An 18,026-nucleotide genomic window follows, 5' to 3' on the forward strand; every position below is an offset into this window, starting at 1 on the left:
CTGACAAGATCAAATTCATATTGATAAAGCGCTACGGTTGTAGCGCTTTTTTTACGCCTGTTCGAATTTCAACTTCGACATATCAAGTTTGGTATATCAGCGATACAGGTAGCGTAATTGCTGCTTTTTTCACCTCCCTTAGAATGCACTCATTGCTTCACTTCAGGCTGTTGGAGGCGATACATGAGTGACTCTCGAAAGATGAACAAAATCCATTTTTATGTTGTTGCAGTTGTGACAGCGTTCTTTTCTTGCAGCAGGACGACTAACACTTTGAGTAAATATAAATCGAAGTTATCTAGTTTCATTAATTATCCACTGGCACATTAGTATCTCCATCAATCCTAGCTGATGTTTGTTATAACGGTTTGTGTTCACAGTGAAGAAGTTTCAAAACACATTTGGTGGATATTGTGATTCAATACAGCATATAGATATAGCTAAGTTGTATAGGGCCGATGATGAAGAAACTCACCATACTTGATGGCGGAATGGGCCGGGAGCTTAAACGGATTGGCGCGCCATTTTCTCAGCCTCTTTGGAGTGCACAGGCACTTATCGAATCACCAGACTATGTCTTTCAGGCACACCAACGTTTTATCGAAAGTGGGGCTGAAATTATCATTGCTAACAGTTATGCGTGTGTCCCTTTTCACTTGGGTGATGAGCTGTACGCATCGGACGGCCCACGTTTGGCGGGTAAGGCTGCAGCGATTGCCAAATCTGCGGCACAAGATAGCAAAACGGCAGTGCAAGTTGCGGGGTGTATTCCGCCTGCATTTGGCAGTTACCGGCCAGATCTATTCAAGCCAGCTGAAGCCGTAGATATTTTTACTGCTCTTTTCCAAGCACAAGATCCACATGTTGATCTTTGGATTGCTGAGACAATTTCCAGCGTTGAAGAGCTTATAACTATCCAAGCGGTTCTCAGTCAAACCCAGAAGCCTTGCTACTACGCATTTACTCTTGATGATGCGGAAGGTGAAGCGAGATTGCGTTCTGGCGAGCAGGTAAAACTTGCCGTTGAACATGTATGCCAAGCGGGTGGCGAAGGTATCTTTTTCAATTGCTCTATCCCAGAGGTGATGGAGCAGGCAATCATTGATACCAAAGCAGTAATAGAGGCACATGGCTTGGACATGGAAATAGGGGCGTATGCCAATAACTTTACCCCGATAAAGTCAGACCATGAGGCTAACGATACATTGCAGGCTATGCGTGAGTTGTCTCCTGAAGGCTATCTAGCCTTTGCCAAGCGCTGGCAAGAAGCAGGAGCCACAATCATTGGTGGTTGCTGTGGTATTGGGCCAGAGCACATAAACGTGTTAGCTAAGTGGAGAGATTCACTTTAGTGTGGCGATTAAAAAGCGATACTGGCATTGTGCTGGTATCGCTTTTTGATTTTAAACCAGGAGGTGAGAGCTCCGTCTTAAGCGGTAGGTTTAAGCAATTGGCCCAGGTAGCGGACCACATGGGCGGCATCTTGCGCTGCATGGGTGATTTTCTTGATAATGGCCTCAGCGCGCTCGTCATCCTCGCTCAGCGCCGCTTTGACTTTAGCATTCATCGCCTGGGCATTCTCAAGCTTTTGCTTGCAGTCTTCGAACAGTGCCGACAAGAATTCCATATCCACTTCACCGCCTTTTATGAACATGTCTGCCGCAATTTTATAGACCGTGTGGAACTTGTTAGCCATATCTTTTTGGTTTGTCTGACCTTCTTTGGCCCAGTCTTCAGCCCAACCTTTGAAGATGATGGCAATTTGAGGGTTTGGAACAATGTTTACTTGTGGCATTCGAACTGTCCTTCGGCGTATAGCTGCAATTTTAACAGGGCCAGTGTAAAGGAGGTCGCGTTCTGGTTAAAGGGGTGACAAGGTATATGATTAATTAACGAACAGGTAGTGATCAGGCTGTAGCTAACTGCCGTACTCAAATACATGTTTTATTGTCACATTTCCCTTCAGGGAGAATTTGGAGTGAGCTATGAGTCAAAGCCGTGTAATAGAGCAAAAGAAACCTGTTGATCAGGCCCGCCGACTTTCAATGACAGCTTGTATATTAGGTGTATGTCTTGTGGCGGGTACCTTTTACTCACAAACTGTCCGGGCTGAGGCAAAACCAGCGGCGCAAGCAGAATGCGGTGCTTGGTTTGACCAACAATTTAATAAGTTGAACTCAACTGAATCGGTCAAATTGTGTGAGCAATTTGCGGGGCAGGTCTTGCTGGTGGTGAATACTGCGAGCCAGTGTGGCTTCACTCCTCAGTTCGAACAATTGGAGTCTGTTTATCAACGTTACAAGGAGCAGGGCTTTTCAGTAATTGGATTTCCCTCAAATGATTTCAACCAAGACAGGGGGAGTGAGGCCACTAGCGCCAAGGTGTGTTACCTTGATTACGGGGTGACTTTTCCGATGATGGAACGGACTCATGTGAAAGGCTCTGCGGCAAATCCAATCTTTACACATTTAACCAACGAATCGGGAATATCGCCCAAATGGAATTTCTATAAATATATCGTCGATAGGCAGGGTGAGGTAGTTGCCGTTTTCTCAAGCCAAACTAATCCAACTGATGCTGTGATGATAGATGCGATTGAAAAATCCCTATAAATAGTACTTCCATTATTTGTGAAAAGGCCGTCTATATAAAATTACTGGCGGCTTTGCTCTCCATGTATAAAGCATATTACTGAGTATATAGATTAGTAATATGCTTTTGTCGTGACGGCGTAACTAGATTGCATCCTTGTTTTTAGTATCAATGATAGTTCCGATTCCCTTCCTGGCATTTTTCATGTGATATATCAATAGCATCCTTTTGTTTTTGTGAGCAGTATTTGTACCTCTATGTAACCTTGTGCACCTGAGTCAGAAGTTGAATAAAAACTCCATTTTTAATTCATTAAAATTGTTATTTGTAACACTGATATATAAAAATAGGCGTGCTCATAATGATATTTTTGAAATTAAAATCAAACTTATCTTTATTAAATAATTATTCACTGAGCATGAAAATATCAGTTGGAAAACCTGAGTGCAGGATGTGCTTGGGTTTTATTTATATCGGAGTTTACACATGACACGAATAAACGCATTATCTGGTGCTATTGCACTGGCCTTGATGTCATCGTCTGTTTCTGCACAGCTATTAATAACAGAGTACGTCGAGGGTAAAAGCTATAATAAAGCGATAGAAGTCACTAATTTGGCTGATTCTGGAATTAATCTCTCAGAATACAGCGTTAGGCTGGCGATGAATGGGGCCGACTCATTTGGTACCACCATCAACTTGAACGACGTAAATCTAGCGGGTGGCGAAAGTTATGTGCTTTACCACAGCTCAGCGGCACAAGATATTAAGGATGTCGGCGATCAATCATCGGGCAGCCTTGGTTTCAACGGCGATGATGTGGTTGCTTTGTTCGATGGTGAAACGCTGATTGATAGCCTAGGCCAGTTGGGCGTACGTGAAGACTTTGCAAAAGATGTCACGCTTCGCAGGGAGCCGGCTGTCACTTCAGGTAGAACCGATGTCGAGAGTGAGTTTGACGTTAACGCCGAATGGGTGACTTTTCCAACCGATACCTTTGATGGCCTAGGATGCAGTGGCCTTGAGGCGTGTGATAGTACTACTCCGCCACCGAATCCGTTTGTGTGTGATACCGATAACCTTGTCCCGATCTATGACGTGCAAGGTGATGGCAATCGTAGTCCGCTGGTACCAGAGGGGAGCTTTGAAAGCCCGGAAAAATACTTTGTCCGTGGTGTTGTTACCGCTCGCGGCGAGAGTTTGTATAAGGGCTTCTACCTGCAAGACCCGTATGGCGACGGTAATGAGAATACCTCGGATGGGGTTTTTGTCTTCTTGGGGGCGAGTACCACACCAAGTGAAATTCAGCCGGGTGCTGAGGTGTGCTTAGAGGCGACTGTTAAGGAATACTACGGCAATACTCAGCTTGATGTACGCGATAGCGCCTTCAAAGTATTGAGTACGAATAACCCAATTCCTGCGCCGACACGCTTCCGCGTGAAAGAAGGGGAAGATCTGCATACTGCGCTAGAGCGGCATGAAGGCATGCAGGTGCTGCTTGATGCTGATAGCCCGTTGGTGATCACGCGCAACTTCAGTTTTGACTATGCGTCATACCGCAATAATTTAATGCTGGCACATAATGCTCCTCTTTATAATCCAACCCACCTTTACGCAGCTGAAACCGACGCGGCTAAAAATGTGGCTGCTGAAAATGCGATCAGCCGTGTTTATGTTGAATCAGATTACAAAGCTAAAGATGGTGAAGTGCCATGGTTCGATAACTTTAACCCAATAGATGGCTATCTTCGTATGGGTGATAAGCTTAACGGCCTGACTGCGATGGTGGGTTACAGCTACGGTGAATACCGTTTGGTGACAACCAATACTATCAACAGCGGTTACTTGGGGCGCGAGCCAGAAAATGAAAGGACAGATAAGCCTGTTACGTCATATGAAGAGGGTTTGAAGGTAGCTGGCTTTAACGTTCTCAACTACTTCACCTCATATGCGGAATCGGGCAACCCGAACCCTATGTGTACTGAAGCATCGGTCGGGCCTAACGATAACTGTTACCGTGGTGCGCCTTCAGTGGATGAATTTGCCCTTCAACAGGCCAAACTCGTCAATGCGATTGTCGCGATGGATGCTGACATTGTTACTTTGATGGAGTTGGAAAATAACGGTTTTGATGACAACAGTGCGCTTGAGTCATTGGTCAATGCATTAAATGATGTACAAGCGGATAAGAAAGATCACTACCGCGCGGTAAAAGTGCATAAATCAGACCTGACATTTAAAGATGAGCCTGGCTTTGAAGGTGTTGAGTACTTTGGTACCGACGCGATTACTGTTGGTATTATCTACCGCCATCATAAAGTGAAAGCGAAGAATAAAGCACGCCAGATCATGATGCCGGAGCAGCACGCGCCATTAGATGAAGGTGGTGTGAAAAGTGCTTATCAGCGTCATGCCATGATGCAAAAATTCAATATCCCTGGTGCTAAGGACGATTTGACCGTGATTGTGAATCACTTTAAGTCAAAAGGTTCGACATGTTGGGAAGATGATTTCATTTTCGGCGAGGATGAAGACGTTCAGGGCAGCTGTAATAACTTCCGTGTTTCAGCAGCCAAAGTTTTGGGTGAAGCTGTTCAAGACATCAAAGGTGATGTTCTGGTGATGGGGGATTTGAACTCGTATGGCATGGAAGATCCAATTTTGACGCTAACTTCGTTCGATGAAGCTGACCGTGGCGGAAGAATCTACACCGCTTCTTACACTACACTAGATGGCAAAGTGTTCGAGGAAGAAGGGCAGCTAGTCAAAAAAGGTTATGGCTTGGTAAACCTGAAGCACAAAACGGATTACAGCTACAGCTATGAAGGTGAGTTGGGTAGTTTGGATCACGCGTTGGCAAGTCCATCACTTGTGAATAAGGTGCTTGCAGTCGAAGCTTGGCACATCAATGCTGCGGAAAGTAACTTGTTTGAGTACAGCAGTAAGTACACCGGCGATTTGGAAAAATCAGACAATATTTACTCGTCGTCAGATCACGATCCAATTATTGTGACTCTGGAGTACAAACACAAGAACGGCAAAAATAACCTTATCTAGGTAAGTAAAAACAGCGGGCGAATTGAAGTGACCCCCAATAGTTGGACACCAATTATTGGGGGTCTTTTATTTTGGCTTCCTTCCTGCTCTCTAACACATTGACCTGATTGATATAATCACTATTATTAGATAGTCATATATATTCTATACATGACAAAACTTGCATTAATTGATAAGGGCATTAATTTTAGATTTTGGTATGGAAAGGGAATGGCATTGATACGAGAAATGGAAATCTCAGACTACCCACAGGTCATCAAACTTTGGTCAGGCACTGAAGCCATGCTGCTTCGCGATGCCGACTCGCAACAGAATATTGCCAAATACCTTGGCCGGAATCCTGGGTTGAGTTTCGTTGCTGTGGATGATGCTAATGTTATTGGTGCTATCTTGGTGGGGACGGATGGTAGGAGAGGCTATATACAGCACATTGCTGTTAGTACACGCTACAGAGGGCAGGGTATTGGTGCTCGACTTATCTCAAGTGCTGTAAATGCGTTGGAAAAACAAGGTATTGCAAAAACTCATCTATTTGTGGCTAATGACAATCTTGATGCACAAGTCTTTTATGAAAAACTCGGTTGGTTTCCTCGCGATGAGGTAAGGATGTTTTCGTATAACTCTTCATCAGAGAATAATGTGTAGCAAGCGTGAGGTATTGAGTTGTTATATAGATTGTTATCTTTAGCCGCCATTGTTCCATTTTACGCCAATGCTGCTGAAACCCTACTGCCTTTTTCATTCTCGACCCATTATGAAGTGTATATTGTTGAAGGCGATACAATATCTGATGTCGAGGTGTCATTTGATTCTGATAAACCAAAATTCCTAAAGGATAAAAATGCTGATGGCTATACGGGATGGGAATATGATTACTGGGCAGATGATAATACCTGCGAGATCAAAGCATTTAATCTAGACATTACTTACAAGTTGCCTCGTATCAAGCAATCAGTGGCTTCCCCTGAAATTTCCGAACTCTATCGCGAGTATATTGAGCAGCTTTATCGGCATGAGGAAACCCATTGTGCATTAACTGTGATGACAATTAACCATATTTACCAAGCCTTTAAAAAAGGTCAGGAAGGTAATTGTACAGAGCAAAATCACAGGGTAAATAAATTAACAGACAGGATCAATGAGGATAACGAGTTGTTCGATACATACACCAACCACGGTGAAATAGAGCTGGCCGTGTCTCCCTTCGGTGAAGAGCCATTCTACCCAGTTTGTAAAATTCCCTTCTCAGGAATGATGGCAGGCAATTAACTCAGGTTTATGGATGTTTGATAAGCCACTATGATGTTAGTCGAACACTCAATATACGGAACTCGGCATTGAACACTTCTTCACTTAAAACGGCTCTATATGTAACCTGCGCCATGCTGGCGTTTGCAGGCAATTCTATATTGTGTCGCTTGGCATTAGCTGAAGGAGCTATTGATGCTGCTAGTTTCACCCTAGTTCGATTGATATCAGGCGCAATAACCCTAGCCGTGTTGACTCAAGTCCTGCATTCCAGTTCGTTATTTAGTCTAAGAAACTGGAGGAAATCTGACATTCTTGGGGCACTCATGTTATTTGGTTATGCTGCGGCCTTTTCATTTTCTTATGTGAAAATGGCGACTGGCACAGGGGCGTTAATCTTATTTGCGTCAGTCCAGTTCAGCATGATTGGGTTTCATCTTTTTAGCGGCAATAGGATGAGCCTATGGGAGTGGGGCGGGCTGGTTGTATCTCTAGCCGGTTTTGGTTATTTGCTAATCCCGAATGCTACCCGGCCTGATATTGGCTCTGCCTTGTTAATGGTGATAGCCGGGATATGCTGGGCTGCTTTCACCATTTTGGGCAAGCGTGCGAGTGACCGACCTTCATTATTAACCATGTCTATCAGTTTTCTACTAGCTACTTTGCTGGGGATAGGTATTGCAGTAGTTGGTGGGATTATCATTCCTTTCTCTGCTGAATTAGAACATATCTCATCGCGTGGTCTATTGTTGGCCGTGCTTTCAGGCGCGGTTGCCTCAGGCATCGGCTACGCGATTTGGTATGCCGTTCTACCAAGGCTTTCAATATTGCGTGCCTCAGTAGTTCAGCTCTCGGTGCCAGCGATTGCCAGTATCGGCGGCTGGCTAGTCCTCAGTGAGCAAATTACGTTTGCTACAACGATCTCTACCTTGCTGATTTTGGGCGGTATTGCCCTAGTGTTTGCTGCAAGAAGCAATGAGTGAAGTCCCTGCTACCTTGGTTACTTCACCCGAAGTAGTCGGTATCTCACACCCTCAATATGGAACACCAATACCTGAGAGACTTTCATTGCCTCAACCTTTTCTAGCATCTCTTCTTCAAACTGTTTTTTCTTCATCCATTGCAATGGCTGTTTGAAATTATCTTCGCTGACGACAAATGATTCGTCTTGAAGCGTGCTGCTTCGAATATTGACAACCCACACGCGGGATTGGAAATCAAGGACATCAGCGGCGGCTGATTTGAAACGTTGCCAAAGGGAAGTGGTTTTGCTCATTAGTGTATTAATCATTACGGCTCTGATGCAGCATAGTGTAGCTTGCATCAATATCAGAGGCTAGAGGCTGAAAAACGCCTCTAACTTAGGCGCCAAAGATAAGTTGTTTTCATAAATACGGGGTTGAAATTGATATATTATCAAACAAGATTTGATAATAAGTGAGTTTGAGGCAAGTGTATGCTGATCCAAGATCTCGAGGTGGTGTTGAAGGTGGCGGAGTTTCGCAGTATTACTGCGGCAGCAACCAGTTTAGATATGCGGGTGGCTACGGCCAGTGCAGCAGTTAAACGGGTTGAAGCCTCAGTCGGTGCAGAGCTGTTTATCCGTACTACCCGGCAGCTGAAAATCTCTCCTGCTGGTGAGCGCTATTTACCCCAGTGTGACCAAGCCCTGCAATTGCTGGCAAGCGCGAAGCAAAATGTTCGTGAAGATATTGATGATATCGAAGGAGAGATTAGGGTTTCCCTTTCGTCAGATCTTGGTAGGAATGTCGTCACTCCGTGGCTGGATGACTTTCTTGCTAATCACCCTAATGTCGCCCTGCGCAGCAATATCAGTGACAGCAATATCGATTTTTATCGTGACTCGGTTGATATGGCTTTGCGTTACGGCTCTCCGACAGATGCGAGTATGTATGGCTTCAAGATTTGTAATGTGCCGCGCTTGATCTGCGCTTCACCGTCTTACATTGAGGATAATGGGGCGCCGAACACCCTCGAAGAACTGAAACAGCACAATGGCTTGTTCTATCAGCTGCACGATATTGTCCAAGACGAATGGCGATTTAGTCATGGTGAGCAGAGCCAAAAGGTGAAACTGAAGGGGAATCGTTCCTCAAACGATGGAGACTTGGTCAGGCGCTGGTGCATTTCGGGGCAGGGGATTGCGATTAAATCCTGCTTGGATATGGCTGATGATCTTCTTAACAAGCGGGTGATTACTTTGATGCCTGAATACAAGCCTACTCCGACAGAGCTATGGCTTGTCTGCCCTAGTCGCCAGTCAATAACGCCAACGGTAAGGTTACTGCGTGACTTTTTGCGCGAGCAAACACGTGAAGTGTTATTACAGCTGGTGGACGCAAAGCTGATAGATAAAAGTGTATTGAAGTAGGCGCGATTAAGACAATAGCTAGAGAGGAAATTTCACTACCCTAGAGCGAACAAAAAAGGATGGCACAGGCCATCCTTTTTGCTAAGTGACTTACCGAATGATCAATTTAGTTCGCGCGGTTCAACGTTACTACGTTGTACTCAAGTGGCTTAAGTGTCGGCATGTTATCGGCGATGTAGTCGATAACAGCCTGAGCATCGGTGTTACAACGAACGTTGTCAGCCTTACAGTTAGGCGCTTCGCCTTCGTAATTCACCTTGAAGCGGCCATCTGCCTCAACGATGTTCTTCACTTTGAAGCCTGTTAGCTTGTCGTCAACGTAGGCAAGGTCAACGCGGCCAGAAGACTTTTGTTGGGCTGTGAACAGTGGCGTCCAGCCATCGTTACCGGTTGCGTTGTAGTTGTTGATTGCAACGTTGTAGGTCTTGTTGTCTTCGATTGGCGTCCAAACAGGTGCATCCGCAGTGCCCGTCATAACTTCAACGTAGTCCAGCTTACCGCTCTGGTAAGGTGTTGTTTCCGTGTACTGGTAACGGATGTGGCCACCGTATGGGAATTTACCTGCGTGAGAACCTTCTGGAAGGGTTGCAGACACGGTACCGTCGATAAGTTCTTTGATGTCTTTACCTTTCACAGGTACCACAGACATGAAGTTTGAGAAAGGTAGTAGCTCTAGCGAGATGTTACCTTCACGGTATTCACCCGCTTCGATGTTGGTACGGATACCGCCAGCACCGATCAGCGAGAAATCGACTTTCATGCCGGTTACCGCTACAACTTCTGGTGAATTAGCCCAGTAGTATTGGCCAGCCGCCAGAATAGGGGCAACGTCAGAGCCGTGAACGTCTGTACCGCCGTCACCTGGGCGACGCTCGTGGTTGATTTCTTCAGGTACCTGGGCGATGACTTTACCGTAAGCCTCGGTAACAGCTGGCTTGTACTTGGTGTCGATGATCTGTCGCATTACCGCTTCTTCTTCGGTAATGGTGATGTTGTCTTCACCTTCGATGAAGCTAACCACGTTAGCGGTTTCATCGGCGCTAAACTCACTACCTGCTTCACGTAGCGGCGAGTGGAAGTACTCGTCGTTACTTAGCAGTACGTTAAGGCCAGCACAGTTAGTCACTTTGCCATTTGCGTCGAAGGTAACGTCTAGCTGGCCAATCGCTTGTGCGTATTCACCGGCTTGAACAACACAGGTCTGGCTCTGACCGTTAGGGTTTGGAACCATTTGGGCGTATTCGCCGCCGTTGTCGTGGCCAAGGTTAGTGAAGTCGCCCAGTAGGGTGTGTGAGTGACCGCCGACGATCAGGTCGATACCGTTAACCTGTGAAGCAACGTCAACATCGACTGCGTTACCAATGTGGGTAACAGCGATGATGTTGTTGATACCTTTGGCGTGGAACATATCTACGGTAGCCTGAGAAGACTCCACCATGTCGTGGAAAATCACGTCGCCGGTATTTGGCGCGATGTTAGGCATGTCATCTAGCGCGATACCGAATACAGCAACAATATCTTTGCCTGCAGGGAGGTTGTCTAGATCAGTGACTTCAGTTTTTTTGTTGCCGTCGAAAGCGTAAACAACGTAAGGCTTGAGGTTGGTTTGGTCTTTCAGGTCGGCATCTTGGCTAGCGTCGATGTTTGCTGCAAGAACTGGGAAGTTGATGTCGCCGATGAACTGGTTGAGTTTTGTGTTGTTAAGATCAAACTCGTGGTTACCCAGAGCCATAGCGTCAATGCCCAAGCGGCTCAGTAACTCAGCATTCATTGCGCCTTCATTTAGTTTGAAGTATGCGCTGCCTTGCCATGCGTCACCACCGTGAAGGAACAAGAAGCTCTGGTCATTGTCTTCAGCCGCCTTCTTATACTCATCTGCCATGGTTTGCAAGCGAGGGAAACCACCGAACTCGTTGTAAACTAGCTTGTTTCGCGCCCAGAAACTGGACTTAACAGGATCGAAATTGGAATGCGTGTCGTTGATGTGGGCGACAGTAAGAGTAAAAGAGTCACCTGTTTCAACTGTAGACTGAGCACAACCAGCTAGCGCTGTTGCGACAGAAAGCGCGATAAGAGGCTTAGTAAACTTCATGGGATAACCTATTTATAATTATCTGTTGATGGATGAATGCTGTGAATACTATTCAACCACAGAGAAAAACCTTATTACTGTAAGGCTTGCGCACTATATACGAGATAAAACTGAGGGGCAATTACAAAACGGGGGCATAAAATCGCAGTTTGTAACTATAAAGCAAACGGTTGTGTGTAACGATTGCTTTATTAGGCGCAGGTGATTGAATATAAAGGGTCTTGCGTGTGACGTTTTATTAACAAAATCAGCGTATTAACATGTAAGCAAGTGTATTGAAAAAGTCATTGGTGATTATGTAGGCGGGTGTTTGCTGTTAAAATAATCATTCGTAAGTTTTGGGTTGTGAAGTATGTCTATATTGGGAAAAATATCCCGTAAATAAAGTTTCAAAAGGATTGTGAATTGATTTAGCGCAAAATAAAAGTTGAGTATTAAATACGCTTTAATGCTTGAGGTGATAATGACTCAAAAAATAATGATACAAACCCCCTAGAAAATCATATTGTATATGAGTTCTGGGTTAAAACGGTGTGACAATATAATAAATAAAAAATTGAGCATTGATGCTGACCGTGATGATTTGCTCTCAAAATATCGTGTAAGCGCGATGAATAACTAAAACAACTTCCACTCTATCTACGAATATCTGCCAGTGAAATCGCTTAAGGCAGCAAGTGATGTTGTGGTGGATGTGATCCGAATTACAGCTGAAAAACTAGAGAAGTGATTTGTTTAATGTAATAACGCATTAATAGGACGTTCATTATGATAAAAGAAAAGGGCCAGCGTTTTCACGCTGGCCCTTTCGTTGGTAGCTTCAGAGAAGATTACTTGCTAGTAGCAGCTACCGGCTCAGTACCTTCTGGGTGCCAAGCACCGTCTAGCTCATCTAGCTCTGGGAACTTAGAACGGTCGAACTCTGGAGTTTTACCTGCTTTAAGTTGTGTTTCGTAGTCTTTGATAACCTTGATAGCCAGTTTAGATAGCATCACTAGAGCAACGATGTTGATTAGCGCCATCATACCCATAGAGGCATCAGCTAGGTTCCAAACCACTGGAAGTGAAGCAACAGAGCCGAACATTACCATGATTAGTACACACACACGGAAAGCGAATAGGCCTTTCTTAGTATTACCGTTCAGGAACATTACGTTAGTTTCTGCGTAGCTGTAGTTCGCGATGATTGACGAGAAACAGAACAGTAGAATCGCAGCCGCCATGAAGTAGGTTGTCCAGCTACCTAGCTCGCTGGTTAGCGCTTGCTGAAGCAGGCTGATACCTGTAGCTGCGTTTGGCTGATCCATCACACCACTTAGCATAATCATTGCTGCAGAGGCAGAACAGATAACGATGGTATCAACAAATACACCTAGCATCTGAACGAAACCCTGAGAAGCTGGGTGATTCGGGTTTGGCGTTGCACTTGCTGCAACGTTTGCCGCAGAACCCATACCTGCTTCGTTCGAGAATAGACCACGCGCGATACCGCTTTGCATTGCCTGAGCAATGGTGTAAGCCACACCACCAGCTGCCGCTTCTTGCCAGCCGAATGCACTCTTAACAATAAGCGCTAGCACCGCTGGAAGTTCAGTGATGTTCATGATCACGATGATCATTGCGATTGCTAGGTAGCCGATAGCCATTACCGGAACGATTTTCGCAGAAGCTGCTGCAATCTTACGTAGACCGCCCATGATGAAGAAGCCAGAGAAGGCAACAATCACAACACCCATAATGGTTTCGTCAAAGCCGAAAGAGTGGCTTAGCGCATCTGTGATAGTGTTTGCCTGAACGGCGTTGAACACCAGACCGAATGCAATGATCAGGAACACAGAGAACAGTGAACCCATCCAGCGCATGCCTAGGCCTTTTTCCATGTAGTAGGCTGGGCCACCACGGTATTGGCCGTCAACATCTTTGGTTTTGTAGATCTGTGCCAGTGTTGACTCGATGAAGGCTGTTGACATACCGAATAGGGCAATCAACCACATCCAGAAGATAGCACCAGGGCCACCAACTGTCAGAGCAACCGCTACACCGGCCATGTTACCAGTACCTACACGGGCAGCCATTGATGTACAGAACACTTGGTAAGAGCTGATACCGTTATCAACGTCTTTACCGCTTTTTAGGACATCAACAGAATGGCGGAATTGGCGAATTTGAATAAAGCCAAGACGTAAAGTGAAGTAAATACCGACTGCTACCAGTAGGTAAACAAGGAGTTGACCCCAAAGTACACCGTTAATTGCGCCGATGACGGTTTCTAGGCCATCGTTCAGCGAAGTCAACCAAGTTTCGTTTGTAACACTCATACTAATTTCCTGTATATGACACTCAACCAATTAGTGATGGTTGAGCAAACTGAAACGTCCATTTACATGACAGTTCATGAATATGATTCTGAATTTATATTTTTTATTTACTGGAAGAATCCAGTTATGTGTAACTTGTTGAAGTTACAATTGTGAAACATAGAATCAGGTGTTTCATCTGTAGACGGGGCAGTAAGGTAGCACGAAATTCGACTAATTCAGTGTGACTTGTGTCACGTTTTTTCAATGAGATCTTCTTGGTCTTAACTTGCAGTATTCTATTCTGTAAAAATAATGCTTTATATACAATAGTTTATATTCTTGTTGTTGGGTTTCTTACCAATGCTTAATGAATGGTGTACAATTGAGGTTGTTTTTGGTTTTTACTCTGTGTTAACCAAAAAATACAGAATATTTAACCGTTATTTGTGGTGTGAATTTCAACTATTCTTAACATTTGAGAATGGCTGTGAAGGGATTGGATGGTTGTGATGAATAAATTTTCATGGAATAGTTAAATAAAAACCGCTCAATAAAAGCGGTTTTAACCAGTGATCGGTCTTTATATGGGTAACTTGGGTCTTTACGTTTAGTGAAGTAGAGACGTTGTACGATGCTGGTAAGTAGCTTGATAAGCGTTGGTTTTAACTTCTCTCCGAGTAGAAAGGTTGGTGTCTTTTTCACTTGCACCAAGTTCTTGCTCTTCGAACTGATGGCCACAGATGCACACATATCCCCCAGTTTCTGAAACGAGATACTCTTCATCTTGGCCACATTTAGAGCAAATTGGCAGATCCTGCATATTATTACCAATACCTTTACTAATGAATACTAACTGTTCGTATTTTATGAAACATCAGACTATTGCTTAGTTTGATATAAATATAGTAATTGCACTATGGATTATTGAGTATCAACTTAGTGATTTTTTTGGAGGAAACACGGAAAATATCAAGATAGCGGTAAAGCAAGTTTGCAATTACCAAAAAGAATGTATACCCAAGTTACCTCAAGAAGCAGATTTCAGAGGTAGCTTGGGTATATAAAGAAGACCCGCCTATTGGCGGGTCTTAATAGATATGATGTCTTAAATTAGGGGAAAGCTTAATGCAGCCCTTAATTAGAATGAGGTACGCTTGTAACGGCGGTATTCAGCATCCCAGAAGTTATCGTTGATCTTCTCTTTGATACGCTCATCCGTATTCTTCGGTGCTTTACGCTGTTCAACCGCTTTCTTAGCGACAGCAAACGCAATGTGGCGAGAAACGTTCTGGATTTCTTCCAGTGGTGGAAGTAGGGCGCCACGGCCGTTAATGGCTAGTGGCGAACACTCAGCGAGGGCACGGCTACTTTCCATTAGCATTTCGTCAGTGACGCGACGTGCACCTACAGCCAGAACGCCTAGGCCGATACCTGGGAAGATGTAGCTGTTGTTACACTGGGCAATTGGGTAAGTCTTACCATTGTGAACTACAGGTTCGAACGGAGAGCCTGTTGCCACCAATGCGTTACCGTCGGTCCAGCGGATGATATCTGCAGGGGTCGCTTCCACACGGCTGGTTGGGTTCGACAGTGGGAAGATGATAGGGCGTTCACAATGCTGGTGCATTTCGCGGATCACTTCTTCACTGAATAGGCCTGGTACGCCAGATACACCGATCAAGATCGTTGGCTTGGCATTGCGCATTACATCAAGAAGAGAAATGTTGTTATCTTCGGTATCCCACTCGTTGATGGTGGCACGAGGCTGTACCAGTTTCTTCTGGAAGTTGATCAGGTTCGGCATGTCATCAACCAGCAGACCCCAGCGGTCGACCATGTAAACCTGGCTACGCGCTTGCTGGTCAGAAATACCTTCAGACACCATCTGTGCGATGATCGCTTCTGCAATACCGCAACCGGCAGAGCCAGCACCAAGGAAAGTAACACGCTGTTGTGATAGTTTGCTGCCAGCGGCTTTACAAGCTGCCAGTAGGGAGCCTACCGTTACCGCTGCAGTTCCTTGGATGTCATCGTTGAAGCAACATACTTTGTCTTTGTAGCGCTCAAGTAGTGGCATGGCGTTCTTTTGAGCGAAGTCTTCGAACTGAATCAGAGCATCAGGCCAGCGCTGCTTGACCGCTTGGATGAATTCGTCAACGAAGCTATCGTATTCCTGGCCGGAGATACGAGGATGGCGCCAGCCCATGTACATAGGATCGGACAGGCGTTGCGGGTTGTTGGTACCCACATCAAGAACAACTGGCAAAGTATAAGCCGGGCTGATCCCGCCACAAGCAGTGTAAAGAGACAGCTTACCGATTGGAATGCCCATACCACCGATACCTTGGTCGCCCAAACCAAGAATTCGTTCACCGTCGGTCACAACGATAACTTTAACGTTGTGGCGAGATGCATTGTTTAGCATGTCTTCAATGCGGTCACGGTTCGGGTAAGAGATGAAAAGACCACGGCCACGACGGTAAATGTTTGAGAAATCTTCACATGCTGCACCAACAGTTGGTGTGTAGATGATCGGCATCATCTCTGAGATGTGGTTTTCAACCAAACGGTAGAAAAGGGTTTCGTTAGTGTCTTGAATATTGCGTAGATAAATATGCTTATCCATATCGTTTTCGAATTTCAAAAACTGCTGATAAGCACGTTCTGTTTGTTCTTCAATGGTTTCGATAGCTTCTGGAAGCAAACCTTCCAGGTTGAAGAACATACGCTCTTCGACAGAGAATGCACTACCTTTGTTTAGCAGGGGAGTTTCTAGTAACGCAGGGCCAGCGTAAGGGATATAGAGGGGGCGTTTATCGTTATTCATGCAATAGACTCTGTTTCATGGGTAGTAAGGGAATGGGCTATCGTAAGATTTTCCATTTAGGCGCTAATCCTAGATCTACCTTGCTGATTATTCAAAGGGAAAGCACAGAAATTTCGAGGTCTAGATCAAGTTTTAGAGCGGTTTTTTACGGTCATTAACACGGTAAAATATATTTGGTTGCAGTTTGGTTGGGTTTGTTTTGTTGTGGTGATTTTTATGTAAACACTTGGTATTGAGTTGTTGGGTGCGTGTTTCTCATGAGAGGGATAATTTCCCTGTTGGTATTATTCAGTTGATCGGGCAATATGTAGTTGCACTTATGTTTCAGTTGTTTTGTTTTTGTTTTGTGCTTGTTGGTTGATTTTGGTCTACTTGTTGGTTGTTTTATAAATCATCGATAAGTGGATTGAAGGGAACTCTGAGTACTTTTTGTAGGTCTGCATCGCGATATTGTAGTCTATCTATACGTTCTAATATGAAATCAAGAAATACTTTAGCTTCGGAAGACATAAACTGACGTGGTAGGTGAAGCAGCCAGGAGAAATTATGTTTGGGAGCGTAATCTGGTAAGACTAATTGCAATAATCCTTGTTGGGCGAAAATATTGCCGGCTCGCCTTGACATTAAGATATAACCCTTGTGTTGTATCGCGGCTTCAATCAGAAGTGCAACGCTGTTGACGATTAAATGCATCTGGGGCTGAACGTATTGACCATTTTTAAAAAACAGTTTGTCGAAGACTTGACCGTTGCTGAATCTGTAACCGATAAGCGCTTGGCTTTCCATCTCTTCTAGGGTGAGCGGTTTACCGTGGGCTGTTATGTATTGAGGGGAGGCGAAGAGCCCAAATGTTTCTTTGGACATTTCTCGAGCGACAACGTTATCCTGAGTTATTTCTTTACTGTATCGGAATGCTATATCAATATCATTTGTGATTAGATCCTTCTCGTCGGGAGAGCTGCTGATCTCAACATCAACATTTGGATGTAAGCTAATGAAATCAAATACCAACTTTCCGATGTTCATCATAAATGGCATTATCATAACTTTTAATTTGCCCTTGAGTTCTTGTTCTGGGGTTTGGAGACAACCAATGGTTTGCTCTAATTCACTGATTATTTTAAGGGTGGATTGATAAAATTTATTCCCTGAATCTGTCAGTTTGATATTACGGCTATGGCGATGGAACAGCTTGATACCTGTATCCTCTTCAAGCTGTTTTATCCTGCGGCTAATGTTTGACTTGGGCAGATCTAACCATTTGGCCGTTTCGGTGAGTGAGCCGAACTCCACTACTTTATGAAACAATTTGATATCTTCTGTTTTCATTATCGTGTCACTCTTTGGGCCTGACTAGTTCAAGTTTATCAAACGGAATTCTGATTTCAGTTCTGTTTTGTAGAACGATATGTTTCTTCTTTGACGGTTTATCAAGCTCAGGCAAATTTTTATACTCGTTTCATTAATGAGGTATGTGAACTGTATCTTTAGGATGAATGAGTTTTGCAAACATAAAAT

Annotated in this window: 13 protein-coding genes and 1 pseudogene; 8 read left to right on the forward strand and 6 right to left on the reverse strand. The window is 44.5% G+C overall.

Translation table 11 applies throughout. From position 1 onward, the window contains the following. Nucleotides 1-461 precede the first annotated feature (461 nt). A complete protein-coding gene (locus tag R2X38_RS06370; RefSeq protein WP_317521339.1) occupies nt 462-1,352 on the forward strand; it encodes a homocysteine S-methyltransferase family protein in 891 nt (296 codons plus the stop codon). A gap of 77 nt (nt 1,353-1,429) precedes the next feature. Here the strand turns inward: R2X38_RS06370 and R2X38_RS06375 are convergent, their stop codons facing one another. Beyond that, nucleotides 1,430-1,795, reverse strand: a complete 366-nt coding sequence (locus R2X38_RS06375; RefSeq protein WP_317521340.1) for a hypothetical protein — start codon at nt 1,793-1,795, stop codon at nt 1,430-1,432. A gap of 190 nt (nt 1,796-1,985) precedes the next feature. Between R2X38_RS06375 and R2X38_RS06380 the strand changes: the two genes are divergently transcribed. The 5 genes from R2X38_RS06380 to R2X38_RS06400 all read left to right on the forward strand — a co-directional run bounded on the left by R2X38_RS06380 (nt 1,986) and on the right by R2X38_RS06400 (nt 7,880). Continuing rightward, nucleotides 1,986-2,612, forward strand: a complete 627-nt coding sequence (locus R2X38_RS06380; protein ID WP_317521341.1) for a glutathione peroxidase — start codon at nt 1,986-1,988, stop codon at nt 2,610-2,612. Nucleotides 2,613-3,078: 466 nt separating this feature from the next. Then, nucleotides 3,079-5,649: an ExeM/NucH family extracellular endonuclease gene (locus R2X38_RS06385; RefSeq protein ID WP_317521342.1), complete on the forward strand. Its 2,571-nt coding sequence runs from the start codon at nt 3,079-3,081 to the stop codon at nt 5,647-5,649. 210 nt (nt 5,650-5,859) lie between these two features. Next, on the forward strand, nt 5,860-6,294 hold the full coding sequence (locus tag R2X38_RS06390; protein ID WP_317521688.1) for a GNAT family N-acetyltransferase: 435 nt from the start codon (nt 5,860-5,862) through the stop codon (nt 6,292-6,294). 18 nt (nt 6,295-6,312) lie between these two features. Further along, on the forward strand, nt 6,313-6,918 hold the full coding sequence (locus tag R2X38_RS06395) for a DUF922 domain-containing protein (protein ID WP_317521343.1): 606 nt from the start codon (nt 6,313-6,315) through the stop codon (nt 6,916-6,918). A gap of 113 nt (nt 6,919-7,031) precedes the next feature. After that, nucleotides 7,032-7,880 carry a DMT family transporter gene (locus tag R2X38_RS06400; protein WP_317521689.1) on the forward strand — a complete coding sequence of 283 codons (849 nt, stop codon included), beginning with the start codon at nt 7,032-7,034 and terminating at the stop codon, nt 7,878-7,880. Between the two features lie 17 nt (nt 7,881-7,897). Here R2X38_RS06400 and R2X38_RS06405 read toward each other — a convergent pair whose 3' ends face one another. Further along, nucleotides 7,898-8,188 carry a hypothetical protein gene (locus R2X38_RS06405; protein WP_411184728.1) on the reverse strand — a complete coding sequence of 97 codons (291 nt, stop codon included), beginning with the start codon at nt 8,186-8,188 and terminating at the stop codon, nt 7,898-7,900. Between the two features lie 165 nt (nt 8,189-8,353). Here R2X38_RS06405 and R2X38_RS06410 point away from each other — a divergent pair, with 165 nt between their 5' ends. Then, nucleotides 8,354-9,289, forward strand: a complete 936-nt coding sequence (locus R2X38_RS06410) for a LysR family transcriptional regulator (protein ID WP_317521344.1) — start codon at nt 8,354-8,356, stop codon at nt 9,287-9,289. Nucleotides 9,290-9,395: 106 nt separating this feature from the next. On the opposite strand, the gene R2X38_RS06415 is transcribed toward R2X38_RS06410, so the two are convergent. Further along, nucleotides 9,396-11,381, reverse strand: coding sequence for a bifunctional metallophosphatase/5'-nucleotidase (locus tag R2X38_RS06415; RefSeq protein WP_317521346.1), 1,986 nt, complete (start codon nt 11,379-11,381; stop codon nt 9,396-9,398). 622 nt (nt 11,382-12,003) lie between these two features. Between R2X38_RS06415 and R2X38_RS06420 the strand changes: the two are divergent. Beyond that, nucleotides 12,004-12,111: pseudogene (locus tag R2X38_RS06420) on the forward strand (peptidase T-like protein); the annotation flags it as partial. Between the two features lie 100 nt (nt 12,112-12,211). On the opposite strand, the gene R2X38_RS06425 reads toward R2X38_RS06420, so the two are convergent. The 3 genes from R2X38_RS06425 to R2X38_RS06435 all read right to left on the reverse strand — a co-directional run bounded on the left by R2X38_RS06425 (nt 12,212) and on the right by R2X38_RS06435 (nt 17,837). Then, entirely contained in the window at nt 12,212-13,699 is a 1,488-nt protein-coding gene (locus tag R2X38_RS06425) for an alanine/glycine:cation symporter family protein (protein ID WP_317521347.1), read from the reverse strand. Nucleotides 13,700-14,819: 1,120 nt separating this feature from the next. Next, entirely contained in the window at nt 14,820-16,508 is a 1,689-nt protein-coding gene (locus R2X38_RS06430) for an NAD-dependent malic enzyme (RefSeq protein WP_317521348.1), read from the reverse strand. Nucleotides 16,509-16,892: 384 nt separating this feature from the next. Then, complete coding sequence (locus tag R2X38_RS06435; RefSeq protein WP_317521349.1) at nt 16,893-17,837, reverse strand: LysR family transcriptional regulator; 945 nt, start codon at nt 17,835-17,837, stop codon at nt 16,893-16,895. Between the last annotated feature and the right edge of the window lie 189 nt (nt 17,838-18,026).

The sequence above is a fragment of the Photobacterium rosenbergii genome, from assembly GCF_033022775.1.
Classification (GTDB): Bacteria; Pseudomonadota; Gammaproteobacteria; order Enterobacterales; family Vibrionaceae; genus Photobacterium; species Photobacterium rosenbergii_A.